The organism is Rhodococcus sp. H-CA8f (genome assembly GCF_002501585.1).
GTDB lineage: Bacteria > Actinomycetota > Actinomycetes > Mycobacteriales > Mycobacteriaceae > Rhodococcus_F > Rhodococcus_F erythropolis.
This window is the reverse complement of sequence record NZ_CP023720.1, coordinates 4,638,568-4,663,003: the sequence shown is the minus strand read 5'-3', so window position 1 is coordinate 4,663,003 and position 24,436 is coordinate 4,638,568. Positions and strand designations below refer to the sequence as shown.

The window sequence follows — 24,436 nt, the reverse complement described above, 5'->3', positions numbered from 1 at the left end:
TGTCCCGATCAGGCGGTCTCGGTGGGTTCCGATACCTCGACGGGTGGGTGGGATCGTCGAAGGATCGCCGCACCACAGAAGCCGATGATCAGGGCGAAGAGGATTGCAGTGCCGACAGTCTGAGCGGTGACGTAGTCGACGGTGATTCCGATGCCGCGTTCGAATAATCCTCCGTCGCCGTGGGGAGAGACCGCATCGATGTCGAGCTGGCCTTGGATGTATATCGACGTCATCATCGGTGGGAAAGAGAGCTGATCGGTGAGAATGGCGATCGACGAGAAGGTCATCGCGGCAAAGGGAATGGCGAGTCCGAGTGTGGCGTCGACCAGGCTGCCGGGAGCAAGGGAACCGAACAGTAAACCGGCGGCGAGGCCCAGCGCGGCGATCTTCAGCGCGATTGACCAGACGCCGTGCGCGGAGTCGAAGGGCAGTAGTTCCGACAGTGGAACCGCAACGAGAACGGCGATGGGCACTAGGTTTGGCACCTGCTTGTGCAGTCTCAATCCGACGGCAACCGGCAGGGCCGCGAAAAGCACCAGTACCCAAGGGGACTTCAGGTCTCCCCAGTGGCCGGAACCCTTCGCGATGTCGACGAAGAGCGGGGCCGACGCAGCGGCCAGTGCGGTTGCCGCCCAGAGGAACTTGCCACCAGCACCGGAGGCGTCGCCGAGGCGGTAAGCGGCGATCCACGTCAAGGCGAGCGCAGCGCCTGCCGCCAAAACCATGACGATCCAGGCGGTCGCCTCGGACGCGTATTGCTGGCGGTCGATCACGGCGCCGAGCACTCGATGCCCGATCGCCAGCGCGGTGATCACCACGAGAGCGATGCGGATTTCACCCGAGTCCGGCTTGCGAATCCGGAAGCCGGCTTGCGCGGTCACTGCACAGGCGATTGCTGCTGCGGCCGTGGCGCCGATCAGCCACCACGACGGCTCGCCCACCGAAGAAGTCGTCATCCTGGCTGTCCCACCGGCGAACGTGCGGATCGCGAGGAAGGTGGCGAGCACGCCGAGGAGTGTCGCGTTCTTCGTGGCAGTGCGGTCCCAACTGACGGCAACCACGCAGCCCAGAATGGTGCCGGCTGCAACACTTTTGACGATGATCAATGCGATCAGCAGGTCCAGTGACGCAACTTCGGGTACGACTGCCCGAACGATCGCGATGACGGCGACGCCGACGGCGATCGCGATCCACGCCGCCCGACGGGACCCGCGACGCTGTGAGATGGCGCAGGCAAGCACGGCGATCACGGCGCCGAGGCCGACAGCAGTCGGTCCGCTGCTGATCCAGCGATCTACTTCCGACGGGGAGGCCACGATGGCCCAGTCGCGAAGAACGGGATTGGTCAGGGCCAGCGCCGCGAGTATCCCGGACAGGAGTGCAGCGACGGTGGTGAGGATCGCTCGAAGGTCGAGTGGCATCGGGCCAACCTATCGCGGCGCCGCAACATCGGTCGTGGGCGGCGTGAGTGCCGGAAACCAGATGTCGGTGAGAACGTCTGCTGCGACGTCCGCACCCGCGGTGATCGCGCCCTGTTCCGCCCACCGAATGAAGAAGCGCTCGATCTGTGTCAGCAGGAGCTCGACCCGGAGTTTCGCCTCGTCGTGTCGGCTCTGCGGCCAGCGTGCCAGGTACGACGGCATCGCGTTGGGCAGTGCGGAGATGCCTTCACGTGCCAGTGTTCGGAATTCGGGTTCGAGGACCATGGCCTCGTCCCACGCCCGCATCATGTGGTGGTGATCGCGGCACCAGTCGAGAGCGCGGTTGATCCAGCCGGCGAATTCTTCGCGCGAACCGGAATCGAGTACGTGGTCGAGATCCTGGAATATCGCGAGCGTGCTGGATACGACCGTGTTCGAGCCGAGGGCCTTGAGTATGTCGATCTTGCCGGGGAAGTGCAGGTAGAAGGTGGCGCGGCTGCAACCGACCCGGCCGGCGATGTCCTCGACGGTGACAGCCGCGTATCCGCGTTCGGTGAAGAGCGCGCCGGCGGCATCCACGAGGTCTGCGCGGGTTCGCTGCTTCTGCTTCTCTCGCAGCGTCAGTCTGCCGGAGGTATCTGTCATTACCGGGATCCTAGTGCCGCGGGGGCTCTCACGGGTCAGTTGCACGAGACTCTCCGTCTTTCACTTGACAGTCTGTTAGTGAAAGCTACTCTGTGGTGTAGCGCACAATCGACCGATCAGAGGACGCCATGACCATCTCGGACACAACTCGCACGCCTGACCTACCGGCCGGATTCGACGTCACCGATCCTGCTGTCCTCGGGGAGCGGATCCCTTTCGAAGAATTCGCCGAACTGCGTCGAAGCGCGCCCGTGTGGTGGTGTGAGCAGCCGCCGACCGTTGGTGGATTCCAGGACGAGGGCTACTGGGTGGTCTCGCGTCACGCTGACGTCAAAGAGGTCAGCCAGCGCAGCGATGTGTTCTCGAGCTGGGAGAACACCGCGATCGCGCGTTTCGCCGACGACATGCCACGTGAGGCCGTCGAGATGCTCCGGCATCTTCTGCTCAACAAGGATGCGCCGGAGCACACCAAGCTCCGCAAGCTGATTTCGAAGCTGTTCACGCCGCGCGCGATCAACGGCATGCGCGACGAATTGGATCGTCGTGCGCGCAGCATCGTCGACACCGCTGTGAGCGAAGGCCCGGGCGACTTCGTGAAGCAGGTTGCCAGCGAGCTGCCGCTCCAGGCGATCGCGGATCTGATCGGTGTCCCGCAGGACGATCGGGACAAGCTGTTCAAGTGGTCCAACGAGATGATGGGCTACGACGACCCGGAATACCAGGGTGATCCGGCAGTCGCGTCCACCGAGGTCCTCGGATACGCGTACCAAATGGCAGACGCGCGTCGTACCTGTCCGGCAGATGACATCGTCACGACTCTGGTCCAGGCCGACATCGACGGCGACGCTTTGAGCCCGGAGGAGTTCGGGTTCTTCGTGCTCATCCTGGCGGTCGCAGGGAACGAGACCACCCGCAACGCCATCACGCACGGAATGATCGCGTTCCTGGACAACCCCGAGCAGTGGGAGCTGTACAAGAAGGAACGTCCCAAGACGACGGCCGACGAGATCGTCCGGTGGGCGACACCGGTCACCGCGTTCCAGCGCACCGCGCTCGAGGACACCGAGCTGGCAGGAGTGTCGATCAAGAAGGGGCAGCGCGTGGTGATGCTGTACAGCTCCGCGAACTTCGACGAGGACGTGTTCGAGAACCCGATGACGTTCGACATCACTCGTAACCCCAATCCGCACTTGGGCTTCGGCGGAACGGGCGCGCACTTCTGCATCGGTGCCAACCTCGCTCGCATGGAGATCGACTTGATGTTCAACGCCATCGCCGACAACGTCCCGGACATCACCAAGATCGGTGATCCGCGCCGTCTGCGCTCGGGTTGGATCAACGGCATCAAGGAGTTCCAGGTCGATTACAAGAGCACAGGCTGCCCGGTCGCTCACTAGAGTCGGTAGGTGAGAGGTACACCCCACGATCTCGAGGAGCCACCGCATGACTTCGATCAACGACAAGGCAACTGCTCTACTGGCGTTGCACCAGCCAGGTAACCCGGTCATTCTCCCGACGGTCTGGGACGCGTGGTCGGCGAATCTTGCGGTGGCTGCCGGTTTTGCAGCCCTGACGGTGGGCAGCCACCCGGTTTCCGATTCCATCGGCAAGCCGGACAACGAGGGCATCACCTTCGACGAACTTTTGCACCGGATCAAGCAGATCACCGGTGCGGTCGACGCCCCGATCTCGGTGGACATCGAGGGTGGTTACGGGCTCGAGCCGGCAGTTCTCATCGACGGGTTGATCGATGCCGGCGCTGTCGGACTCAACATCGAGGACACCGTCCACAGTGAAGGCGGACGCTTGCGTGAGGCGCAGGAGCACGCCGACTTCGTGGGTGGGCTTCGTCAGGCCGCCGACGCAGCCGGAGTTCACGTTGTCGTCAACGCGCGCACCGACCTGTTCGTGAAGCAGGTCGGTGACGAGTCCGATCGTGTCGATCGCGCCATCGCACGCCTCAAGCTGGCGACCGACGCCGGCGCCGACGTTCTTTACCCCGTCGGGCGGCATGACGACGCGACCCAGCGCCGCCTGACGTCCGAACTTCCACTTCCGATCAATGCGATCGGAATCCCGGACCAGGACGATCCGGCAAGTTTCGGTCCGCTCGGAGTGGCACGTGTGAGCTTCGGTCCGTTCTTCCAGATGGCATTGGCCAACCGTGCGAACGAGATCTTGGGACGCTGGAAGTAAGAATGCAGACACTGATGTCGCCCGGCCCGCTTCTCGACGATCGCGGACATTTGGTCGAGACGGGTTGGGCCCCATCGGAGATTCGCAAGTATCGACGCTCTGCGATCACCGCTCCCAAGTTCCGGATCAAGGAGTGGGACTACTACTGCGTTCTCACTGCGGATTACGGCATCGCGTTGACCGTCGCCGACAACGGGTACATGGGCTTGCTCGGAGTCTCCTGGCTCGATTTCCGAACACCACACGAGATCACCGAAAACGTGATGCTGCCGTTCCCGATGGGAAGGCTCGGTCTGCCCGAAAGCGCGGACGACGGTGATGTGGTGGTGTCGAAAGGTAAAGCTCGCTTCGAGTTTCGCCATGTGGACGGTGGGCGCCACCTGATTGTCGACTACCCGGCTTTCGACGGTGGGCGAGGCCTTCATGCCGATTTGTTCCTGGCGAGTCCTGCCGATGACCGGATGGTGATCGCCACACCGTTTCCGAAGGCGTCCCGATCGTTTTACTACAACCAGAAGATCAACTGCCTGCCCGCTGCCGGGACTGTGCGAATCGGGAGCGACGACTTCACATTTCGCTCGGAAGACTCGTTCGGCGTTCTCGATTGGGGTAGGGGAGTCTGGACTTACGACAACACCTGGTACTGGGGTTCTGCATCCGGACTGGTGAACGGCGAGCGGTTCGGATTCAACATCGGTTACGGCTTCGGCGACACTACGGCGGCCAGCGAGAACATCGTGTTTGTCGGCGGTCGGGCACACAAACTGGACAGGATCGACTTCGGCATCCCGCAGGGAAAGTACGACGGCGCGCCGTGGAACTTCTCGAGCAACGATGGTCGCTTCGAGATGACTTTCGAGCCGATCATCGACCGTGCCGCGACTTTCGACGTCGGGGTACTGCGTTCGATTCAGCATCAGGTGTTCGGAAAGTTCTCCGGCACAGTGATCCTCGACGACGGTACCTCCGTGGTCGTTCGAGATCTCCTCGGATTTGCCGAGGAGGTTCGGAACCGCTGGTAGGCCGTACATCTCCGCGAAGATGACGGAACGCAGCATGGGCACCGGGGCATGATCGTGCCCCGGTGCTCGCGTCTCGAGTTATTTCACTTCAGGCTGCTGTTGGTGGGCTGTTCCCGCCGATCGGCTGCTGATACGGATCAACCGACATCGGCGGATAGAACACCGTCTTTCGATCCGGGCCGATCTCCACCCGCCACTCCGTGTGATGCATCGTCCGATGATGATGACCGCACAACAGAACCAGGTTGTCGAGATCCGTTGGGCCACCATCGTTCCAGTGAACAATATGATGAGCATCGCACCACCCCGACGGAGTCCCACACCCCGGAAATGCACACCCACCATCACGAACCGCCAACGCCCGCCGCTGCGGCACCGTCGCCGTTCTCGCTTCCTTACCGCACTCGAGCGGAACACCATTCTCATCCAACAAAATCCGCGTCACGGTGCAGTCGCACGCCAACATCCGGGCAGTGTCGATACTGATCGGACCCACCCAATCCGTCCACGCAAACCCGAGTTCCTCCGTGGACGGCAGGAGGTCTTTCAAAGCTTGCAGGTCCGTCATGTCTTTCGCACTGGCAGTGACCGTGATGTGTGGTTTCACTCCGCCTTCGATCGGGCCCAACCCCGCTCGCTCGTAGCGGCGCAGGAGTTCGCAGAACCCGTCCGCGCGCCGTAGTGCTGGCGTGCGGGTGTCCTTGACACCGTCCTTCTCCGGTGTCGGAGCAGACAGGCTCGACAACAGCGTGATCAGACGGGCCCCGTTGACCGCATCCAGATCACCCTTCACAGTTACTCTGCCGTACAGGCCTTTCGAGGCGTAGAACTCGTTCCGCTCCGAATCTTCCCCGACCGGAACACCGTCCTCACGCTTGCCGTACTGCTTCTCGATCCGCCGAATCGCCGCCCGCACCGCATCACAATCCACAATGTTCTTCGACGCCAACCCCAACAAAATCCCGCGAGCCTTGCCGACATCCGCCAGCGTCATGTTCTTCGGCGGATGCTGACAAAACGACGCCACCTGACGCGCCTTCAACGCATCCACATCACCACGATGAAACGCATCGCCCACAACAGGTTCGAGCATCAACAACCGCGCCAACCCGACCAGCAGACTGCACTCACCGATCTCCAAATTCGTCGAACCATGCAACCACTGCGCGATCGCCCGAAAACCCTTCCCACCGAGAACCTCCCGGGAAAACATCTCCACGATCAGCAACACCATCCGCGATTGCAACTCGTGCCGGGCGCGCACCAGATCCAGAACCTCACTCTTGAGGTCCTCACCATCCAGCTGCCATGCTTCCCGACTGTTCATGCCGAAAGTCTAATCGAACAAAGTTTCGAACACAAGACTTGTATCTCGAAAACTGTTCCTATGCAATAATTTTCGACAATTCCGATTTTTGGGACTTTTCGAATCTTCATTCGATCTGCGGCAGTCACGGCGAAGGAGGTCTGGATGTGTCGCGGTGGGTGATGCGGACGGACATTGTCGGCACTGTGCGACTGCTGTCTTCTTCATGACTTCTTGATCGCCGGAATGTGCGGGAGTGGTTTGCTCATGTCATGCAGATTCGGAAGTTGCACATGGAGGAACCAGACATCGATGTTGCGTTGGTGCGGCGATTGCTCTCGAGTCAGATGCCACAGTGGGCCAATCTGCCGTTGCGCTTGGTCGAGTCGATCGGCACCGACAACGTCATGATCCGAGTAGGCGATTCACTCGTAATCCGTATGCCCCGCACCCCAGGTGCGGCAGAGGGAATCACGAAGGAGCAACAGTTGGTGCCGCATCTGGCTCCACACCTACCGGTCCCCGTGCCCGTTCCGGTAGGTGTGGGTGAGGCGGCCTTCGGATACCCGTGGCAATGGTCGGTGCACCCGTGGGTGCCAGGGCGAAACCCTGTGCCCGGCATGGTCGATGACCACCTGGCCATCCAACTCGCAGACTTCGTGAACAGTCTACGTCGGATCGACACAATCGGATTGCGCCCACAGGGATCGCTGCATTCCTACCGGGCCGATCCGATTGAGCGACGAGATTCAGCGACTCGAGCGAGTATTGCAGCGTGTGGCGACCTGCTGAACGGAGCGCTGACGGAGGCGGCGTGGGAAAAGGCGCGCCACGTCATCGACTACGCAGGCCCAGCGGTGTGGATGCACTCGGATCTGCACCCGGGAAACATCTTGGTGAGCGACCGCAGCCTTTCGGCCGTGATCGATTGGGGTGGACTCGCTCTCGGAGACCCGGCAATCGACTGCCTCATTGCATGGACTCTGCTGACGCCGAGCACTCGGCATACATTCCGGCTTCGTGTTGACGTGGACGAGGGCACTTGGACGCGTGGCCGCGCATGGGCTCTGTCAATTGCATTGGTTGCCTTGCCGTACTACCGCGACACGAACGAGCAGATCACGGCCTGGGCGAAACATGCGATTGCCCAGGTCATTGACGACATCCGCACTGAACCCTGAGACCACTTGTGCCGTCTCCGTTTTCGCAACAATCCTTGGAACTCGAGCAGAGAAGGTTATCGGCCTTTGTCCACGGCGTTCGGCGACCGATCAGCCGATCGCGCTCAGGTCTCCGTACACCGCCCGACCCTCCAGGATGGTGGCGAGCACCGTGATGTCGGCCAGCCTGGTCGGCTCGACGTCGAGGGGATTTGCTGACAGCACAACAAGATCCGCGTAGGCGCCGGGAAAGATGGACCCGATGTGATCTTCGCTGAACAGCTGCCACGCGGCATTGACCGTATGGGCGCGCACGGCGGCGTCCACGGGGATCCGTTCCTGGGGTGCCACGACGCGGCCGCTGGGCGAAAGCCTGGTGACAGCGTCCTGCATGTTCCGTAGCGGATTGGCGGGGGTGACGGGACCGTCGTTGTGGAAGGTGAACCGTTGCCCGGCCGCGAGTGCAGAACCTGCTGCGGCCCAAACGGATCCGTATTCGGGGCCGAACAGGTCATCCACCAGAACGTCACCCCAGTAGTGCAAGTGGTCGATGAAGATGCTGACCGTGACGCCCAGTTCCGCTGCGCGGGCGAACTGATCCGGACGCATCGCGCCGACGTGTTCGAGACGCAACCGGTGATCGGGCCGGGGATGCTCTTTCAGTAGCTGCTCCCACGCGTCGAGAACCATGGTGATCGCGTCGTCGCCGTGCGCGTGGCACGCCATCTGCCACCCTTTGGCGAAGTAGGCGGAACTGATGTCGTGGATTTGTTCGCCGGTGTAGTTGGCGTGCCCGTGCGTGCAGGCGATCCCGAGCGCGCGGGTGGCTTCGGTATCGAGATACGGGAAGCTGGTGGCGATGTTGCCGACCCACGGTGAACCGTCGGACCAGACCTTGATGCCGATCTGGCGCACCAGGTCGTTTCCGTCGCCCGGTGACGCCTCGGTAGTGCGTGCGTCGTTGGACATTTCGTAGAGCCGCAAGCGTGTGGTGAGCAGTCCGGCGTCGGCTATCGCTGCAAGGGCCGGTCGCATCTTGGGGTCGAACGACAATTCGGCGATGGTGGTGATACCCGCGGCGTTCAGCCGGGCGCATTCGGCCGCCACCAGTGCGGGGAAGTCGTCACCGATGGTGACTGCGTGGCCCGCGACTGCGAACACCGCAGGCATTTCGTACGCGGCTCCGTCGAGTGCGCCCGTCGCGTCGTGGCCGTACGATCCGCCGATCGGATCGGGGGTATCGCGGGTGATGCCGGCCTGCACTGCTGCCGCCGTGTTGAAATACGCGACGTGTCCCGAGTTGTGCATGATCACGAGGGGGTACTCCGGCGCTACGGAGTCCAGCCAGTCGATGGTCGGATCGGGTAGGCCCTTCTGCAGCAACGGGTCCCAACCGTTCAAAGAAGCGCCGGCAGCGCCTCGCGAACGAACCGTGTCGACGACGGCAGCAACTACGGCATCCGCCTCGGCGATCGTGGCAGGCCGGATGTCGACGACGTCAGGCCCGAGCACGATGGCTTCTTCCAGGGGGTGACCGTGCGGTTCGATGAACCCCGGCAGAACAGCGGCACCTCCGACGTCGACGACGCGGGTATCCGGCCCCACCAGTTTCTCGACGTCCGTGCGCGCGCCGACGGCCGTGATCCGGCCGCCCGTCACGGCGAGCGCCTGGGCGCGTGGTGATTCCTCGTGCATGGTCACGATGTCGCCGTACAGAACCAGATCAGCAGCCATGGTCAGTCCTTATCGGTTGTCCGCGTACGCCTGTAGGTGTGCCACCTGCTCGGGATCGAGTGAGGGACGTACCTTCTCACGGGCGGTTGCCACGTCCGCGGCCGTCACGTCGGCCGCGTCCATGCTCCGACGCATGGCGGCGAGTGCAGCCTCACGCAGGAGAGCCGAGCAGTCTGCTGCCGAGTATCCCTCGAGATCGACGGCCAGAATGTCCAAATCGACATCTTCGGCGAGCGGTACCGACTTGCCGGAAGCACGCAGAATCGCTTTGCGAGCCTCCGCATCCGGCGGCGGTACGAATACGAGACGTTCGAGTCTGCCGGGGCGCAGGAGGGCAGGGTCGATCAGATCCGGTCGATTGGTTGCGCCCAACACCACGACGTCGCGTAGCGGTTCGACGCCGTCGAGTTCGGTCAACAACGCGGCTACGACGCGATCCGACACCCCGGAGTCGGAACTTTGACCACGACGCGGTGCAAGGGCGTCGATCTCGTCGAGGAAGATCAGCGAGGGCGCCGAATCGCGTGCGCGCTGGAACAACTCGCGCACGGCCTTTTCGGAGGCGCCGACCCACTTGTCCATCAGCTCAGCACCTTTGACGGCGTGGACGCTGAGGTGACCTGAGCTGGCAAGGGCACGAACGAGATACGTCTTGCCGCAGCCGGGAGGGCCGTAGAGGAGCACGCCGCGGGGTGGGTCGACACCGAGGCGTGCGAAGGAGTCGGGGTGCTGCAGCGGCCACAGAACTGCTTCGGTGAGCGCCTGTTTGGTTTCGACCATATCGCCGACGTCGTCGAGGGTGACGCTGCCGATCGACAGTTCTTCGGTACTCGAACGAGACAGTGGCCGAATCACTTCGAGGGCGCCGACAAGATCTTCCTGCGTTATCTCCGGGGAATCACCGGATTTGGACGCCCGCGTCGCCGCTCGCAAAGCGGCTTCACGGCAGAGCGCCGCGAGGTCGGCGACCACGAATCCGGGTGCGCGCGAGGCGATGGCGTCGAGTTCGAGGGTTCCGGTGGGCACGCGGCGGAGCAGGAGTTCGAGCAACGCCTTGCGGGTTGCGCCGTCCGGCAGGGTAAGTGCGAGTTCCCGGTCGCAGAGATCCTGGCCGCGAAGGCGCGCGTCGACGGTCTCCGGATGGGCGGAGGTCGCGACGAATGCCACGCCCGGGGTTGCGACGGCGCTGCGCAATTGTTCGAGGATCAGTGCGGACACCGGTTCCGCGGTGGCTGGAAGCAGAGCGTCGATGTCACTGATCAGCAGTACACCACCGCCGCGCACGGCAGCAACGGCGTCGACGATTCGCTGCAGGCGGGTATTCGCCTCGGTGGCACCGACTCCCGGGCCGTCGAGTTCGACAAGTTTGCGCGAGGACAGGACCGAGCGGGCCAACGTGGCTTTGCCTACGCCGGCGGGGCCCGTGATGAGGACGCCGAGGTGCGGGGAGGCGCCGAGCGTACGGAGCAGTTCTGGTTCGTCGAGTGCCAGGCCGAGCCACTCGGTCAGCTTGGCTGCCTGCGCTTGCGCGCCGACGAGGTGATCCAGCGGAACCGACGGTGCAGGCTCGATTGCGACGGCGGCCGGACTGGAAACAAGCGCACTCGGTGTCAGTGTGCCCGCCGAGCCGGAACCCCAGTTGACCGCCGAATTCGGCTGGACGCTGACCGGACCACCGGCAGGTTCGACGGCCGTGACGGTGAGCAGTTCGGATGTCCACGCGACGCCGAAGGTACGGGAAAGCGCTTGGGTGGCTTCGGAAGTGCTCGTACCCGGACCGAGATCGCGGGGGAGGAGCGAGACCGTGTCGCCGACGCTGACGACCTTGCCCAGAAGGGCTTGTCGCAGAACCGTCGAGCTGATCGAATTTGTTGCCATGGACGAGCCGGTGACGGAGACGGATCGCGCTCCGTACACCGTCACCGGACCGACCACGACGGATGAGTTCTCGGTCAGGCCGACGTTCGACATGGTGACGTCGTCGAGAAGGATCGTGCCTGCCGGGGTTCCGGTGGGCGCACGGCCCGCGACGGTCGCGGTGCCGCGGGCTCCCATGAGTGCGATGGCATCCCATTCGCGGATGCCCAACGCCGCCAACGCTTCGGGGTGCAAGCGCACGACCCCGCGGCGTAGGTCGGCGGCAGAGGTGTTGAGTCGAACGGTGAGGGCGAGTTCCGGCGAAGTCACCTCTCGAGAGTACGTCGTGGACTAGCGGGGTCGCCGCAATCCGAGACGAGCGGCCGAGCGGCGGCCACCGACGTTGGGTTGGCGTCGGATCGCGCGGCGTTCGGAAGGCTTGATGTCCCAGGTTTCGGGACGTGCTGCCACCCACCGCTTCGAGTGCACGGCAAACGGGATGTGCACCAGGTAGATCGCGATGAGAACGATCAGCAGGATGTACGGGTAGGTGATGAGTGCGGCCGCAGCCAACGTCACCAGGACGAGCAGGCCGGCCGCCATGTGCGGCGGCACGGATACCGACTTCATCGCCAGCGTCGGGATGCGGCTGACGATCAGTGCAGCCGAGAAGAGCGTCCACACGATGACGACGAAGTGCGAAGACCACCAGCCGTCACCCCACTGAGCCGTCGCGGCCAGGGGAGTGAGGGCGATGAGTGCGCCGGCCGGAGCCGGAACGCCGACGAAGTACTCACGTGCATACGCGGGGACGTCGTCGTCGTCGAGCAGAGTGTTGAAACGTGCGAGTCGCAACACGATGCTGACCGCGTAGATCAACGCGATGATCCAGCCGATGCTGGTGCCGTCCAGCAAGGTCACGTACAGGACCAGGGCCGGGGCGACGCCGAAGGAGATGGAGTCGGCCAGTGAGTCGAGTTCGGCGCCGATCTTGCTGGTGGCGTCGAGCAGTCGCGCGATGCGGCCGTCGAGTGAATCGAGGACGGCAGCGGCGCCGATCATCGCGAGCGAGGTGCCGGGTTGTCCATCGAGAGCGAATTTGACGGCGGACAGCCCGGCGCACAGCGCCAGGATGGTGATGACGGACGGCAGCAACCGCACCGCCTGGGTGCGTTTGGGCATCTTCGCGCCGGGTTGGGCGGCTCCCGGCTTCTTCACGGCTGACTTCATCTTCGGCGTCTTCACGGCAGTTGCGCGATAACTGTTTCAGCACCGATCGTGCGTTGTCCCGGCTCGACCAGGAGTGTGGTTCCGGCGGGGAAATACGTGTCGACGCGTGAGCCGAAACGGATCAGTCCGTACGTGTCGCCGATCGGCAGGACGTCACCGACACCGGCGTAGCAGACGATGCGGCGCGCGAGCAGTCCCGCGATCTGGACAACCGCAACGTCGTGACCATCGGCGGTTTCGATCAGCATGCTGTTGCGCTCGTTGACCTCGCTGGCGTCGGCGAGATCTGCGGAGAGGAACTTGCCTGCCTGGTGAACGACCTCTTTGACCGTTCCACCGACAGGGCTGCGCTGGACATGCACGTCGAGAACCGAGAGGAAGATGCTGACGCGCGGGCGCGGCTCGCTTCCGAGATTGAGCTCGGCGGGCGGAACGGCGTTGTCGACCAGCGCCACCTCGCCGTCGGCGGGCGCGACGACGACGCCGATGCGGTTCGGCGGCACCCGGTGCGGGTGACGGAAGAACGTGGCGCATGCGGCGGCGGTGGTCAGACCGGCTCGGCGCACCCACTTACGGTTGCGGCCTAGAGCTGCAACTCCCAGCGGGGCCAGCACGAACGGCAGGCCGGCGGGATGAAGTGGCGGAATCGCATGGCGAACCAGATCGACGATATGTCCGATCCCGGTGGGTTGCGGGGTTCCGGGGGGTGTGGGTCGGCGTGCCACAGGCTCCTCTAACTACTCGGTAGGTCTTCTGCTGGTCGCACTGACAGTACGGGGTGGTAGAGCATCCATAGATTACGTGAACGCCTTCTCTCCTACAGGCTGTAGTGGCATCAAGTACGAGTAGTACCCGACACAGTCGCCTGTGCGTATCGCCAGCGGGAGCGTCGCGCCGCTTACTCGGATCACCAGTTGCCGCCCCGGTTGGGCTGCGGCGGCGTCGCGCAGTCGCTGCCGGTCGACCAGTACGCGGAACCTCTCACGGGGATCCATTCCACCCGGATCCACCCGGGCACCACCGTCTTCGCCGATGCTGACGACGGCTCCGTGTCCGGTGCCGTTGAGCAGGGCGGCAAGTTGGTCGCCGCTCAGTTCGACCGCGTCGTGGTGCTCGCGCAGGATTCGGTGATCGGGGAACTCGCCGTCCTCGATCAGCGGGCTGGACACCTCACCTCCCGGATACGACGCAGTCACCGTGCGCGCGGAGAAAGTCAGCGTCACGACGCCGGCGACATCGCGCAACAATCGCGCGAAGGCCACGGGAACGACAGCGGACACCGTCAGAGCAGAGTGAACTTTCACCTCGGCGACCGCGAGCCGGAACTGATCAGTGGTGACAAACGCAGCGACGCCGTCGTGAATGTCGAGGTGGACGCCGCGAAGTATCGGGAACTCCGATTCCTCGTTCACGGCGAACAGCACGGCGTCGAGTGCGCGTCGTAGATCCCACGAGTCGATGTCCACGCCGCCGGAGGCAGGTAGCGAATCGATCAGCCGGTGAATTCGCCCCAGTTCGGCGCGGGCGTCGGCGAGACCGTCCTCGAGGTTGCGCAGATGGGCGTCCAGGCACGAATGCGGTTCCGGCCCGGTCAGGACGGCCATCATGTCGCGGATCGGAACACCGACGCGTCGCATACCGGCGATCATGCGGGCGTCGCGGAGCTGATCGTCGGTGTACCAGCGGTAACCGGTGTGCGGATCGACGGAATGCGGGACGAGCACGCCTTCCTTGTCGTAGAACCGCAGAGCGCTGATCGGGAGCGCCGACGCCCTGGACATCTCGCCGATCGTCAAGAGGGCGGAACTAGTGGTCACGGATCAATTCTGCCCGCAGTCGCTCGATAGCGCCCCTGATCATCCGGCCGTAACCGTCGTCGGCGAGTGTGCCGACCGACGCCTCGGCCTTCGTCAGATGCTCGACGGCCTCGGTGTCGCGTCCGAGTTTGCGGTAGTCGGCAGCCAGGTTGAGGTGCAGCGATGGATAGAAACCGGCGACCTGCAGCGATGCGTGGTGTTCCTGGGCTCGCGCGTCGGTCAACGAATCGGCAGCGTCGAGGGCGCGCAGGTCCCAGCAGAGCTCCTGAGCCGGATCGTCTTGAACGTCGGCCATGTAGTGCGCGAGGGAGACGATGTGGAGCGCATCGGGGGCGGCGCTGATCTCTTCCCACATCTTCTCGAACGCAGAGCGAGCCCCGGCTCGATCGCCGGAGCTCGCCAATTCTTGTGCCTGCGCTATCTGTGTCATCACGGGATCCATGGAACGGATCCTGATGCCTCGACCAGGTCGAGGGTCAAGCAGAGGTGCGTGCAGCCGCCTCGGCCTCGCTCTTCACACGCTTCAAGGTGGCATTCATGCCTTCGACGAGCTCGACCTCGAAGTCGGCGTTTCCGCCCAGGACGGTCTTGACGAGGAACTGCGAGACCTTCGACGTTCCGGTGGGAGCCTCGCGACGCTCGGTCACTTTGGTGCCGGTAGCGGTCGGCTCGAGTTCGTAGGACCAGATCGTGCGGTTCTCCGCGATGCGGAACGCCACCGACTTGTTGGGCTCGAAGCGAACGACCTTCGACGACGTCGGCCAGACCAGCAGGCCCTTGCGGTTGACGTTGATCGTCTTGGCGCCCTCACGCACGGTCCCGCCGATTACCTTCATCACCTTGCACTGGGGGCTCCATTCGCCCATGCGCTGCAGGTCGGCGACGATTGCCCACACGTCCTGCGGTGATGCGTCGATGTCGATGCTTGCTTCGAGGGTGTTGGACACAGTCTCTCCAGTCGAGTTGATGCTACGTAAAGTTACAAACACTTTTGTCGATCGTAAGCGATCCGTCAATGGACCATGTGTGTCAGGTCACTGTACGGCCGTCCAACAGGGTCGTGCGGGAACACGCGCGGTGGTAGCGGACAATGGTTCGCGCACGTATGACGATCCATCCGACTGGAGTACCGAGAAGTGAACAGCGACGCCGCGACGCAGGATGGCCTCAAGCGAGGGCTGACAGCGCGCCATATCCGCTTCATCGCCCTCGGATCAGCCATCGGAACCGGACTGTTCTACGGCAGCGCCGAGGCCATCAAACGAGCCGGCCCGTCGGTGCTCCTGGCCTACCTGATCGGCGGTATCGCGGTCTACCTGGTGTTGCGAGCGCTCGGCGAGATGGCGGTCCGTAACCCGGTTTCCGGTTCGTTCAGCGAGTACGCGAACAAGCACCTCGGACCACTCGCCGGTTTCATGACCGGGTGGACGTACACGTTCGAGATGGTGATCGTGTGCCTCGCCGACGTCACCGCCTTCGGGCTGTACATGCAGTTCTGGTTCCCGGACGTACCGAGATGGATCTGGGTTCTGGCTGTCGTCTTCTTCATCGGCGCGATAAACCTGTTGAGCGTCAAGGTGTTCGGCGAACTGGAATTCTGGTTCACGCTCGTGAAGATCACCGCCATCATCGCGATGATCGCCGGCGGCATCGCGATCATCGTGTTCGGATTCGGCGTTCACGACACCGATGCCGGAATCAGCCACCTCTGGTCGGACGGCGGGTTCTTCGCGACGGGCTTCGGCGGATTCGTCGCGTGTTTCGCGATCGTCATGTTCGCGTTCGGTGGCACCGAGATCATCGGTATCACCGCGGGCGAAGCCGAGGATCCGGCGCAGACCATCAGGAAAGCCGTCAACACGGTCCCGGTGCGCATCATTCTCTTCTACATCTGCACCCTCGCCGTCATCATGGCGATCATTCCGTGGCAGACCATCAACTCCGACAACAGCCCGTTCGTCCAGATCTTCGAGAACCTCGGATTGGGAACGGCCGCATCGATCCTCAACATCGTTGTCATCACCGCGGCCCTGTCCGCCATCAACAGCGACGTTTTCGGTGCGGGTCGCATGATGTTCGGAATGTCGCATGCCGGTCAGGCCCCGCAGGTGATGAAGAGAGTCTCCGCCAACGGTGTTCCGTGGATGACCGTTGTCATCATGACCGGTGCCCTGTTGGTGGGAGTACTGCTCAACTACCTGATCCCGGACCAGGTGTTCCTCGTCATCGCCTCGCTGGCCACCTTTGCCACGATTTTCGTCTGGATCATGATCCTGCTCTCGCAGTTCCGTTCCCGCGCTCAGATGAGTGCAGACGAAACAGCGGCACTGAAGTTTCCAGTGCCGCTGTGGCCGTACGGTCAGATCTTCGCGATCGTGTTCCTGGCTTTTGTCATCGTGTTGCTCGGCGTCATCGCCGATACCCGAGTTGCGCTGCTCGTCGGTGCCGGATGGCTGGTTCTGCTGACGGGCGCGTACTACAAGTGGGTGAAACCGGCTGTCAGCGCAGCGGATCGAAGTGGCGCATGACGGTCGGCGTCTGAGCGCCGGTCATCGAGTCGGCCACCATCTTTCCGGTCAACGGACCCAGGGCGATTCCCCACATCCCGTGACCACCGGCGACGTGCACCCGCGGCGACTTCGTGGCTCCGATCAACGGCAAGCCGTCGGTAGTGCACGGTCGTGATCCCACCCATTCCTCTTCCCGCGCAGTCCAGTCGATGCCGCTGAGCATCGGCTTGGCCGCATCGATGATCGCCTGCACGCGGCGCGGATCCAGCGGCGCGTCAGGGCTGCGGAATTCCATCATTCCGGCCACTCGGAAGCGATCGTGCAACGGAGTGCATGCGACGCGCTGGGTGGGGAAATACACAGGGTTCTTGGGGAGGTGCTCGGGCTTGACACTGAAGCTGTATCCGCGTCCGGCCTGCACCAGTTTGCGCACACCGAACGTTGCTGCGAGCTTGTTCAAGCGGGCACCGCTCGAGATGACCACGGCGTCGCCGTCGCGTGAATCACCGTGTGCACTGCGAACAGTGACTCCGCCGACCCGATCGTCGATCTGCGTGACGTCGAAACCGCTGACGATTTCTCCACCACGTTCACGAACCGCGTCCGCCAACGAGTTCACGAACAACGGGGGATCGATGAAACGCTGATTACGCAGACGCAAACCGGCTTTCACACCCTGACCGAGTGAAGGCTCGAGCGAGTGAATCGCGTCGTAGTCGAGGAGGTCGAAGTCGACCTCGCCGCCCGCGGCCTCGACGTGATGGAACTCGTCCACCAAAGTCTGTCGGTCCTTCTCGGACGCAAACGCGGCGAGGAAAGGATCGGCCAGGCGGGTCAGCTCTTTGACGCCACCGTCGGCGAGTTCGTCGTACGCGCCCAAGGCTGTTCGGTTGACCTCGGTGTAGACCGACATCGCTTCCTGCCACTTCGACGGCGTGCAGTGGCGCGCGAACCCGACCAGGAACCGAATCAGCTTCAGATCGGTGGTCAGTGGCACGTACACCGGGGACGACGGGCTGAGCATCGCGCGCAAGCCGTATTGGAGCACTGCGGGTTCGGGCAGCGGAAGCGTCAATGCGGGGGCAAGCCAACCGGCGTTGCCCCAGCTCGCGTCGGCTGCGACGCCGTCGCGATCGACGACGGTGACCTCGACTCCACGTTCCTGCAAGAACCAGGCCGTCGACAATCCGACAACACCCGCACCGACCACGACCACACGATCGGGGCTCTGACGAGTTCCCATGACGCACTCCTTCTACAGACTCTGCTCGAACCGAGACGCCGGTCACATCCGGCTCTTCTCTCAAGCATGAATCGCGGGGGCGGCAAAAGGACTGGCCGTTCGGCCATCGTCGGAGCTGCCGCGTTGTGGATTCGCACAACGCGCCGCCACGCCTGCTCAGCGAGCGAGTTTGAACTGCAACATGAGAATGAGGCGGGTGTCGGCATCGGTGAGATCGACGCCGCACATCTCCTTGCCTCGACGCAGGCGGTTGCGGAGCGTGTTGGGGTGAACATGCAGTGCGGCAGAAGAATTCGCCACGTCACCGCCGTGCTCGAGAAAGGCCTTTGCCGTCGCGACCAGATCGCTGCCGTGCTGAGAGTCGTGACGTTCGAGGCTTCCGAGTGGTGTGGAGTCGCCGAGTCCGTCGATGATGTCGGCGACGTGCAGGGCGAGAACGGAGGCCAACGTGTCCCTCATTCCCGCGACGGTTCCGCCGGACCGGCCATGACGAAGCGCTCCGAGAACATGGTCGGCGTCCGAGCGCGAAAGATGTGATTCGCTTGCAGACTTCACGGTCCGGCCGACGGCCACTGCCAGGAATTCGCGGCCACGGGCGCGGGTGAGGAAGTCGGCGGACAATCGGCGAGCGTTGGTCTCGTCTGTCGCGATGACAAGGTAGATGGTCTCGGACAGTTGAGCGGCAACGGCGTCGACGGCCAGAGTGTCGAGGTACAAGCTCAAGGACGCGACCAACCCCGCCGGCAGTGGTCCCGCAACGGTTCCGACGGCGACGACGGTGAGCGGGCCTGCCAACCGCAAGTCGTCGGCGGCGCGGAATGCGGGTTCGCCACCACCGATCAGAGCCTGGACGCGCTGGGATTGACGACGGCGTGTGCTGTCGACCCGGTCACGCTCCGAGGCGATTCTCTCGGCCACGACAGATACCGCGGATCGAAGTATCGATTCCTGTGTGGGCGTCGGTGTTCCGGCGAGTGCGACCCAGATCGAGCCGACGGGGTGATCGTTCTCGCGAACTGCGATGACCAGTCGCGGCGTGATCGCAGGGTCTTCGAGATCGACGTAGATGGGGTCGCTCTCTCGGTGGAGGCGATCGAATACTCCTGCATCGGAGAGTAATTGGCGGAATCGGCTGGGTACCTGCCGGCCGAGGATCGTGCCGATGCGAGCTTCGTCCACGGCCTGCTCGCCGCCGGAGTACGCGAGGACAGTCGAGTTCTCGTCCTCGATCGTGACGGGAGCGCCGAGCAATTCGGCCAGAGAACCGGCAACGGAGAAGAGGTCGTCGTCGCGCAGGTCCATGGGTGGGAGCCTACTGAGCGATCGACGGATTTCGGGTTACGACGCCTCGGCAGGACCTCGATGGCGAATATAGGCTGGTGCAATGGCCGACATCGAAGGTGTTCTGTTCGATATCGACGGAGTCCTGCTCACGTCCTGGCAGCCGATCGAGGGAGCAGGGGAAGCAGTACGCGAAGTTCGGCGGCGCGGATTGGCCTGTGGATTTCTGACCAACACAACCTCGCGCAGTTCGACGCTCATCGCGCAGGGGTTGTGCGACGCCGGTATCGAGGTCGAGGCGAGCCAGATAGTTACTGCCGCCAGGCTCACAGGGGAGTACGTGCGGGCGACGTACCCGGACGCGCGGGCGTGGGTCCTCAATCACGGTGACGTGTCTGCCGATCTCGAGGGAATCGAATTCGACGACGCCGATCCGGAGGTCGTGATTCTCGGCGGCGCCGGCCCGGAGTTCAGCCACGAGGCGCTGAGCCGAGTGCTCGAACTTCTGCTCGCCGGTGTGCCCGTCGTCGCGATGCACCGCGGGATGATGTGGGAGACCGTAGACGGCCTTCGGATCGACACCGGAACGTACTTGCCGGGCTTCGAGGAAGTGGCAGGTGTAAATATCGCCGCAGTGGGTAAACCGTCTCTCACGGGGTTCCTGACAGCCACGGAGCTGATGCATGTCGAACCTGAGGCGACGGTGATGGTCGGCGACGACCTGATCGGGGACGTCCTCTCCTCACAGCGGGTCGGCCTGACCGGAGTTCTGGTGCGCACAGGCAAGTTTCGGCAAACAGTGCTCGACCTGTCGGTTCAGAAGCCTGATCATGTCATCGATTCGGTCGCGGATCTTCCGGCCCTTCTCGGGGTCGTCCTCGAGGCTTGACCAGGCGGGGGTGACGGACTTCACTCGAGCGGGTACTCTCGCGCCCGAATCCAATGAACTTGTTCCACGAAGGAGTTTTCTATGCCCTTGATCTCGTCAGTCTGGTTCCGTCGCTCATCCTCTCGAGTCAGCGGAATTTCCAGTAGTCGGTTGGGGGGCCGCCTGGCGAGAACAGGGGCTGTGATGACTGTAGGTATGGGGCTCGCCGCCGGGCTGGCGCTGACCGGTGCGGGAGCTGCTTCGGCAGCCCCCGTCACGTGTGTCTCGCCGCCGTCGGCCAATGATATCCAGGTCTCAGAGACCGCGAGCTGCGGCGCGCAGTCCGTCGGAGCCGGCCGTTCGCAGGCCGGTGCTGCCGAGAGCGGTACCGCTGTGAGCGTCGCCGCCGACAACGGCTACTCCAATTCATATGCAAACGGCTTCGGAACCGCGCTGGGGGCTTCTCGCGGTAACGGTCAGGCGCAGGCATTTGCGCTCGGCGGCGGTATCGCGCGGGCCGGGGCGGCTGACGGCAACGTCACCTTCGCCATCGCCGGTTACGGAGCGGGCGCTACGGCCGATGCCAACGGCGTCGACTGCGTCGGAGTGCTCTCGTTTGCGGTCAATTTGAGTAACGGACAGTTCTGCATCGCGGGCTGAGGCTCAACCTTGCACTCGGCACGCTCGAGTGCTAAAAATGCAGTTGGCACTCGCGAACCGTGAGTGCCAGGTCGAGGCAGTGAGACCGGGAACCATAGACACCCCCGGTCGTCCGTCGCGGGCACTGACTAGACCACAGGCGTAGATGGGTGACCAGGCAAATCGGTCGCCCGTGTAATGAGGTGACTGGTCAAACGGTCGCCTTGTGCCGATGAGGTGACCCGACGAGCGGTCACCTTGTGTGTCACCCCCTATCCGGAGGATCACTTCGCAATGGCAAAGATCATCGCGTTCGACGAAGAGGCACGTCGTGGCCTCGAGCGAGGGCTCAACGCCCTCGCCGACGCTGTCAAGGTGACGTTGGGCCCCAAGGGTCGCAACGTCGTTCTCGAAAAGAAGTGGGGCGCCCCCACGATCACCAACGATGGTGTTTCCATCGCCAAGGAGATCGAACTCGACGACCCGTACGAGAAGATCGGCGCCGAGCTCGTCAAGGAGGTCGCCAAGAAGACTGACGACGTCGCTGGCGACGGCACCACCACCGCTACCGTTCTCGCACAGGCTCTGGTCCGTGAAGGCCTGCGCAACGTCGCAGCCGGCGCGAACCCGCTCGGCCTCAAGCGCGGCATCGAGAAGGCTGTCGAGGCTGTCACAGCTCGCCTGCTCGAGACCGCCAAGGAGATCGACACCAAGGAGCAGATCGCTGCTACCGCCGGTATTTCCGCCGGCGACCCGTCCATCGGTGAGCTCATCGCCGAGGCTATGGACAAGGTCGGCAAGGAAGGCGTCATCACGGTCGAGGAGTCCAACACCTTCGGCCTGCAGCTCGAGCTCACCGAGGGCATGCGCTTCGACAAGGGCTACATCTCGGCGTACTTCGCCACCGATGCAGAGCGTCAGGAAGCCGTCCTCGAAGACGCGTACATCCTGCTCGTCAGCTCCAAGATCTCCACGGTCAAGGACCTGCTGCCCCTGCTGGAGAAGGTCATCCAGTCCGGCAAGCCGCTCCTGATCATCGCCGAGGACGTCGAGGGCGAAGCTCTCTCCACCCTCGTGGTCAACAAGATCCGTGGCACCTTCAAGTCTGTTGCCGTCAAGGCTCCCGGCTTCGGTGACCGTCGTAAGGCTCAGCTCGCCGACATCGCCATCCTCACCGGTGGCGAGGTCATCAGCGAAGAGGTCGGACTCTCCTTGGAGACCGCAGGCCTCGAGCTCCTCGGCCAGGCACGCAAGGTCGTCATCACCAAGGACGAGACCACCATCGTCGAGGGTGCCGGCGACGCCGACGCAATCGCCGGTCGTGTCAGCCAGATCCGCGCCGAGATCGAGAACAGCGACTCGGATTACGACCGTGAGAAGCTGCAGGAACGTCTGGCCAAGCTGGCCGGCGGCGTTGCAGTCATCAAGGCCGGCGCTGCTACCGAGGTCGAGCTCAAGGAGCGCAAGCACCGCATCGAAGATGCAGTGCGTAACGCAAAGGCAGCCGTCGAAGAGGGCATCGTCGCCGGTGGTGGCGTTGCACTTCTCCAGGCAGCTCCCGCACTGGACGACCTCAAGCTCGAAGGTGACGAGGCAACCGGCGCGAACATCGTTCGCGTTGCACTGTCCGCTCCGCTCAAGCAGATCGCATTCAACGCAGGCCTCGAGCCCGGCGTTGTTGCGGACAAGGTCTCCAACCTGCCCGCAGGTCACGGCCTCAACGCTGCGACCAACGAGTACGGCGACCTGCTCGCTGCAGGCATCAACGACCCGGTCAAGGTCACCCGCTCGGCACTGCAGAACGCAGCGTCCATCGCGGCTCTGTTCCTGACGACCGAAGCCGTTGTCGCTGACAAGCCCGAGAAGGCCGGAGCGCCTGCAGGCGATCCGACCGGCGGCATGGGCGGCATGGACTTCTGAGTCCATCTCCACCTAGCTCCTAGAGCCCGGCCCACCATTCGGTGGGCCGGGCTTTTGCTTGTCTGGAGATAATGCGGGCATTTTGTCGACTACTGCGACGCGATTGCGCTGTTTGGCTGTCCACCGATTCCGGATCAAATTCAAGTTCGTACAAAAGTAGTAAGGCCACGATAAATGCCCTCAGGTTCGTACTTTTGTAGGATATTCTGGGCCTTGACGGCGAATTTTCTTGCTACTTAAGTCTAGCTAAACGGATACCCTTGCTTTCGCTAATGTTGTCGAGAATTCGGGAGTTTAGAGCTGCTCCAGGAAAACTGGTACACGTTTCAGAAGTATGGTCTACGCTCGCAAATGCCGCATAGCCCCCAGAGTCGACGCTTCGGGCAACGCGGATCGGGCGTCAAAATTCGAACAGGCCGGTGCGCGCGGTTCTGATTCAGTTTCTTCGAATGTTTGATGCACATGCTCGGTTCTCGATAGCAGTGATTGTGTGCTGCAGAGAGTGAAGCATGCTTTCGGTAGTTGAAGATATCCTGATACCTTCAACTGCTTCATCCGTCTATCCCTTTTATTGGGGATTACTTCATGATGAAATCTGGAATTAAATTCGAGAGAGATGAAGGAACGATGAAGAAGATGCGTCATTCAGCTGTTCGTCAAATTGCTACCAGCGTCGCAATACCCGCAGCTGCGATAGGGCTGGTGCTTGCTGCAGTTTCGCCCGCATCGGCTCACACGGTTGCCACCACGGATAACATGGCGTGCATGGGTGATCCGGTAGCGTCCGGAATTGCGAATGTTCACCAGAGTTTGGTCGCGTTCACTGAAAATGTCACGCATCCCACGGCAAACACTTTTCATGTGCAGCCAGGCACGCAGGTTTTCAACAACTCCACCCCCTTTGCCATGAAGCGACTTGAAAATGTGCGAATGGTGTACAAGATCACCGACACGTCCAAGTTTGTGTCGGCCGCGGTGGGTACTGCAGGAAGCGGCTACACAGGGACGCCCGCCGTCACTCGTGTTGACGCTACCCTCGCGCCCAGCGCGACGGGGTCCTATCTGCTCTTGAGTGGAATCACCGTGCCTGCGGTAGCAGGAGCGACAACGTCTTTCGTTCAGCCCGGGATCACGATCAATCAGACTGACGATGCCGATCTGTACCTGGAGATCAACCGTGATGGCGATGCAGGAAAGTATGCCAATTCGAAGAACTTCCTGACCTTCACGTCGGTCGCAACTTTCCTTGGTTTCGAGCAAAAAGCCGCGACAATGTGTCTCGCTACTGATGTCAGTGCTCGCTCCGACTCCGATATCGGAAGTGTGTTGGCAACCAACGATTTGGGCGGGGACCTGCACCCCTGAACGAAGATTGGTGATCGACAGTATTAGTACACACCAATGAAATGGTTACCTTCATTCAATTTCTGGATGAAGGTAACCATATTGTGGAGGAAGTTAAATATCGGGTGCGCGCAACCGATGTGGCGCTTCCGGCTCTCAGGTGAGGTGGGAGCGCGCACTAGGGCAATTTGGCTGGGAGGGTCTGCATGCCCAGGGGTGATCGGACGCATGGGCACGTTCAAA

At 62.8% G+C, this 24,436-nt stretch carries 21 protein-coding genes; 9 read left to right on the top strand and 12 right to left on the bottom strand.

Translation table 11 applies throughout. The features are described from left to right. Positions 1 to 8: 8 nt before the first annotated feature. Both CPI83_RS21645 and CPI83_RS21640 read right to left on the bottom strand, forming a co-directional pair. On the bottom strand, positions 9 to 1,421 hold the full coding sequence (locus tag CPI83_RS21645; protein WP_097387688.1) for a hypothetical protein: 1,413 nt from the start codon (positions 1,419 to 1,421) through the stop codon (positions 9 to 11). A 9-nt stretch (positions 1,422 to 1,430) separates the two neighbouring features. After that, entirely contained in the window at positions 1,431 to 2,066 is a 636-nt protein-coding gene (locus tag CPI83_RS21640; RefSeq protein ID WP_020968862.1) for a TetR/AcrR family transcriptional regulator, read from the bottom strand. Between the two features lie 128 nt (positions 2,067 to 2,194). On the opposite strand from CPI83_RS21640, the gene CPI83_RS21635 reads away from it, so the two are divergent. Genes CPI83_RS21635 through CPI83_RS21625 form a run of 3 tightly spaced genes read left to right on the top strand, consistent with a single transcriptional unit; the run spans position 2,195 to position 5,284 of the window. Continuing rightward, on the top strand, positions 2,195 to 3,463 hold the full coding sequence (locus CPI83_RS21635; protein ID WP_019744488.1) for a cytochrome P450: 1,269 nt from the start codon (positions 2,195 to 2,197) through the stop codon (positions 3,461 to 3,463). Positions 3,464 to 3,509: 46 nt separating this feature from the next. After that, the gene (locus tag CPI83_RS21630) at positions 3,510 to 4,262 is read left to right on the top strand and encodes an isocitrate lyase/phosphoenolpyruvate mutase family protein (protein ID WP_097387687.1); all 753 of its coding nucleotides are present in this window, start codon (positions 3,510 to 3,512) and stop codon (positions 4,260 to 4,262) included. A gap of 2 nt (positions 4,263 to 4,264) precedes the next feature. Next, a complete protein-coding gene (locus CPI83_RS21625; RefSeq protein WP_019744487.1) occupies positions 4,265 to 5,284 on the top strand; it encodes a DUF2804 domain-containing protein in 1,020 nt (339 codons plus the stop codon). Between the two features lie 88 nt (positions 5,285 to 5,372). Here CPI83_RS21625 and CPI83_RS21620 read toward each other — a convergent pair whose 3' ends face one another. Then, positions 5,373 to 6,611 (bottom strand): HNH endonuclease signature motif containing protein, encoded by a 1,239-nt coding sequence (locus tag CPI83_RS21620; protein WP_097387686.1) that lies wholly within the window; start codon positions 6,609 to 6,611, stop codon positions 5,373 to 5,375. 251 nt (positions 6,612 to 6,862) lie between these two features. On the opposite strand from CPI83_RS21620, the gene CPI83_RS21615 reads away from it, so the two are divergent. Then, positions 6,863 to 7,771 carry an aminoglycoside phosphotransferase family protein gene (locus tag CPI83_RS21615; protein ID WP_097387685.1) on the top strand — a complete coding sequence of 303 codons (909 nt, stop codon included), beginning with the start codon at positions 6,863 to 6,865 and terminating at the stop codon, positions 7,769 to 7,771. A 90-nt stretch (positions 7,772 to 7,861) separates the two neighbouring features. Here the strand turns inward: CPI83_RS21615 and CPI83_RS21610 are convergent, their stop codons facing one another. The 7 genes from CPI83_RS21610 to CPI83_RS21580 all read right to left on the bottom strand — a co-directional run bounded on the left by CPI83_RS21610 (position 7,862) and on the right by CPI83_RS21580 (position 15,335). After that, on the bottom strand, positions 7,862 to 9,484 hold the full coding sequence (locus CPI83_RS21610) for an amidohydrolase (RefSeq protein ID WP_097387684.1): 1,623 nt from the start codon (positions 9,482 to 9,484) through the stop codon (positions 7,862 to 7,864). A 9-nt stretch (positions 9,485 to 9,493) separates the two neighbouring features. Then, on the bottom strand, positions 9,494 to 11,671 hold the full coding sequence (locus CPI83_RS21605; RefSeq protein WP_003941536.1) for an AAA family ATPase: 2,178 nt from the start codon (positions 11,669 to 11,671) through the stop codon (positions 9,494 to 9,496). Between the two features lie 21 nt (positions 11,672 to 11,692). Then, the gene (locus tag CPI83_RS21600) at positions 11,693 to 12,523 is read right to left on the bottom strand and encodes a phosphatidylcholine/phosphatidylserine synthase (protein WP_029254795.1); all 831 of its coding nucleotides are present in this window, start codon (positions 12,521 to 12,523) and stop codon (positions 11,693 to 11,695) included. Between the two features lie 59 nt (positions 12,524 to 12,582). Continuing rightward, positions 12,583 to 13,296 carry a phosphatidylserine decarboxylase gene (locus tag CPI83_RS21595; RefSeq protein WP_003941540.1) on the bottom strand — a complete coding sequence of 238 codons (714 nt, stop codon included), beginning with the start codon at positions 13,294 to 13,296 and terminating at the stop codon, positions 12,583 to 12,585. A gap of 72 nt (positions 13,297 to 13,368) precedes the next feature. Continuing rightward, positions 13,369 to 14,388 carry a MerR family transcriptional regulator gene (locus CPI83_RS21590; protein ID WP_097387683.1) on the bottom strand — a complete coding sequence of 340 codons (1,020 nt, stop codon included), beginning with the start codon at positions 14,386 to 14,388 and terminating at the stop codon, positions 13,369 to 13,371. Then, on the bottom strand, positions 14,378 to 14,830 hold the full coding sequence (locus CPI83_RS21585; protein ID WP_019744481.1) for a hypothetical protein: 453 nt from the start codon (positions 14,828 to 14,830) through the stop codon (positions 14,378 to 14,380). The genes CPI83_RS21590 and CPI83_RS21585 overlap by 11 nt, the downstream gene beginning before the upstream one ends. A 34-nt stretch (positions 14,831 to 14,864) precedes the next feature. Continuing rightward, positions 14,865 to 15,335, bottom strand: coding sequence for an SRPBCC family protein (locus tag CPI83_RS21580; RefSeq protein WP_003941500.1), 471 nt, complete (start codon positions 15,333 to 15,335; stop codon positions 14,865 to 14,867). 189 nt (positions 15,336 to 15,524) lie between these two features. On the opposite strand from CPI83_RS21580, the gene CPI83_RS21575 reads away from it, so the two are divergent. Further along, the gene (locus CPI83_RS21575; RefSeq protein WP_019744479.1) at positions 15,525 to 16,916 is read left to right on the top strand and encodes an amino acid permease; all 1,392 of its coding nucleotides are present in this window, start codon (positions 15,525 to 15,527) and stop codon (positions 16,914 to 16,916) included. Here CPI83_RS21575 and CPI83_RS21570 read toward each other — a convergent pair. Continuing rightward, a complete protein-coding gene (locus tag CPI83_RS21570; protein ID WP_019744478.1) occupies positions 16,888 to 18,141 on the bottom strand; it encodes an FAD-dependent oxidoreductase in 1,254 nt (417 codons plus the stop codon). The two genes, CPI83_RS21575 and CPI83_RS21570, sit on opposite strands and share 29 nt — an antisense overlap. Before the next feature lie 156 nt (positions 18,142 to 18,297). Next, positions 18,298 to 19,443 carry a PucR family transcriptional regulator gene (locus CPI83_RS21565; RefSeq protein WP_019744477.1) on the bottom strand — a complete coding sequence of 382 codons (1,146 nt, stop codon included), beginning with the start codon at positions 19,441 to 19,443 and terminating at the stop codon, positions 18,298 to 18,300. A gap of 82 nt (positions 19,444 to 19,525) precedes the next feature. On the opposite strand from CPI83_RS21565, the gene CPI83_RS21560 reads away from it, so the two are divergent. The 4 genes from CPI83_RS21560 to CPI83_RS21545 all read left to right on the top strand — a co-directional run bounded on the left by CPI83_RS21560 (position 19,526) and on the right by CPI83_RS21545 (position 24,214). After that, complete coding sequence (locus CPI83_RS21560; RefSeq protein WP_019744476.1) at positions 19,526 to 20,311, top strand: HAD-IIA family hydrolase; 786 nt, start codon at positions 19,526 to 19,528, stop codon at positions 20,309 to 20,311. An 81-nt stretch (positions 20,312 to 20,392) separates the two neighbouring features. Beyond that, positions 20,393 to 20,950: a DUF6764 family protein gene (locus tag CPI83_RS21555; protein WP_019744475.1), complete on the top strand. Its 558-nt coding sequence runs from the start codon at positions 20,393 to 20,395 to the stop codon at positions 20,948 to 20,950. Positions 20,951 to 21,223: 273 nt separating this feature from the next. Beyond that, the gene (gene groL / locus CPI83_RS21550) at positions 21,224 to 22,849 is read left to right on the top strand and encodes a chaperonin GroEL (protein WP_003941476.1); all 1,626 of its coding nucleotides are present in this window, start codon (positions 21,224 to 21,226) and stop codon (positions 22,847 to 22,849) included. Between the two features lie 585 nt (positions 22,850 to 23,434). After that, the gene (locus CPI83_RS21545) at positions 23,435 to 24,214 is read left to right on the top strand and encodes a hypothetical protein (protein ID WP_157920620.1); all 780 of its coding nucleotides are present in this window, start codon (positions 23,435 to 23,437) and stop codon (positions 24,212 to 24,214) included. The last annotated feature ends 222 nt before the right edge of the window (positions 24,215 to 24,436 follow it).

What these genes read in the sequence shown, in the direction of transcription:
- CPI83_RS21635 (WP_019744488.1), top strand. Translation starts at nt 2,195, where the DNA reads ATGACCATCTCGGACACAACTCGCACGCCTGACCTACCGGCCGGATTC.
- groL (WP_003941476.1), top strand. Translation starts at nt 21,224, where the DNA reads ATGGCAAAGATCATCGCGTTCGACGAAGAGGCACGTCGTGGCCTCGAG.
- CPI83_RS21640 (WP_020968862.1), bottom strand. Translation starts at nt 2,066, where the DNA reads ATGACAGATACCTCCGGCAGACTGACGCTGCGAGAGAAGCAGAAGCAG.
- CPI83_RS21560 (WP_019744476.1), top strand. Translation starts at nt 19,526, where the DNA reads ATGGCCGACATCGAAGGTGTTCTGTTCGATATCGACGGAGTCCTGCTC.
- CPI83_RS21545 (WP_157920620.1), top strand. Translation starts at nt 23,435, where the DNA reads ATGATGAAATCTGGAATTAAATTCGAGAGAGATGAAGGAACGATGAAG.
- CPI83_RS21615 (WP_097387685.1), top strand. Translation starts at nt 6,863, where the DNA reads ATGCAGATTCGGAAGTTGCACATGGAGGAACCAGACATCGATGTTGCG.
- CPI83_RS21625 (WP_019744487.1), top strand. Translation starts at nt 4,265, where the DNA reads ATGCAGACACTGATGTCGCCCGGCCCGCTTCTCGACGATCGCGGACAT.
- CPI83_RS21630 (WP_097387687.1), top strand. Translation starts at nt 3,510, where the DNA reads ATGACTTCGATCAACGACAAGGCAACTGCTCTACTGGCGTTGCACCAG.
- CPI83_RS21585 (WP_019744481.1), bottom strand. Translation starts at nt 14,830, where the DNA reads ATGGATCCCGTGATGACACAGATAGCGCAGGCACAAGAATTGGCGAGC.
- CPI83_RS21555 (WP_019744475.1), top strand. Translation starts at nt 20,393, where the DNA reads ATGCCCTTGATCTCGTCAGTCTGGTTCCGTCGCTCATCCTCTCGAGTC.
- CPI83_RS21610 (WP_097387684.1), bottom strand. Translation starts at nt 9,484, where the DNA reads ATGGCTGCTGATCTGGTTCTGTACGGCGACATCGTGACCATGCACGAG.
- CPI83_RS21570 (WP_019744478.1), bottom strand. Translation starts at nt 18,141, where the DNA reads ATGGGAACTCGTCAGAGCCCCGATCGTGTGGTCGTGGTCGGTGCGGGT.
- CPI83_RS21565 (WP_019744477.1), bottom strand. Translation starts at nt 19,443, where the DNA reads ATGGACCTGCGCGACGACGACCTCTTCTCCGTTGCCGGTTCTCTGGCC.
- CPI83_RS21620 (WP_097387686.1), bottom strand. Translation starts at nt 6,611, where the DNA reads ATGAACAGTCGGGAAGCATGGCAGCTGGATGGTGAGGACCTCAAGAGT.
- CPI83_RS21645 (WP_097387688.1), bottom strand. Translation starts at nt 1,421, where the DNA reads ATGCCACTCGACCTTCGAGCGATCCTCACCACCGTCGCTGCACTCCTG.
- CPI83_RS21600 (WP_029254795.1), bottom strand. Translation starts at nt 12,523, where the DNA reads ATGCCCAAACGCACCCAGGCGGTGCGGTTGCTGCCGTCCGTCATCACC.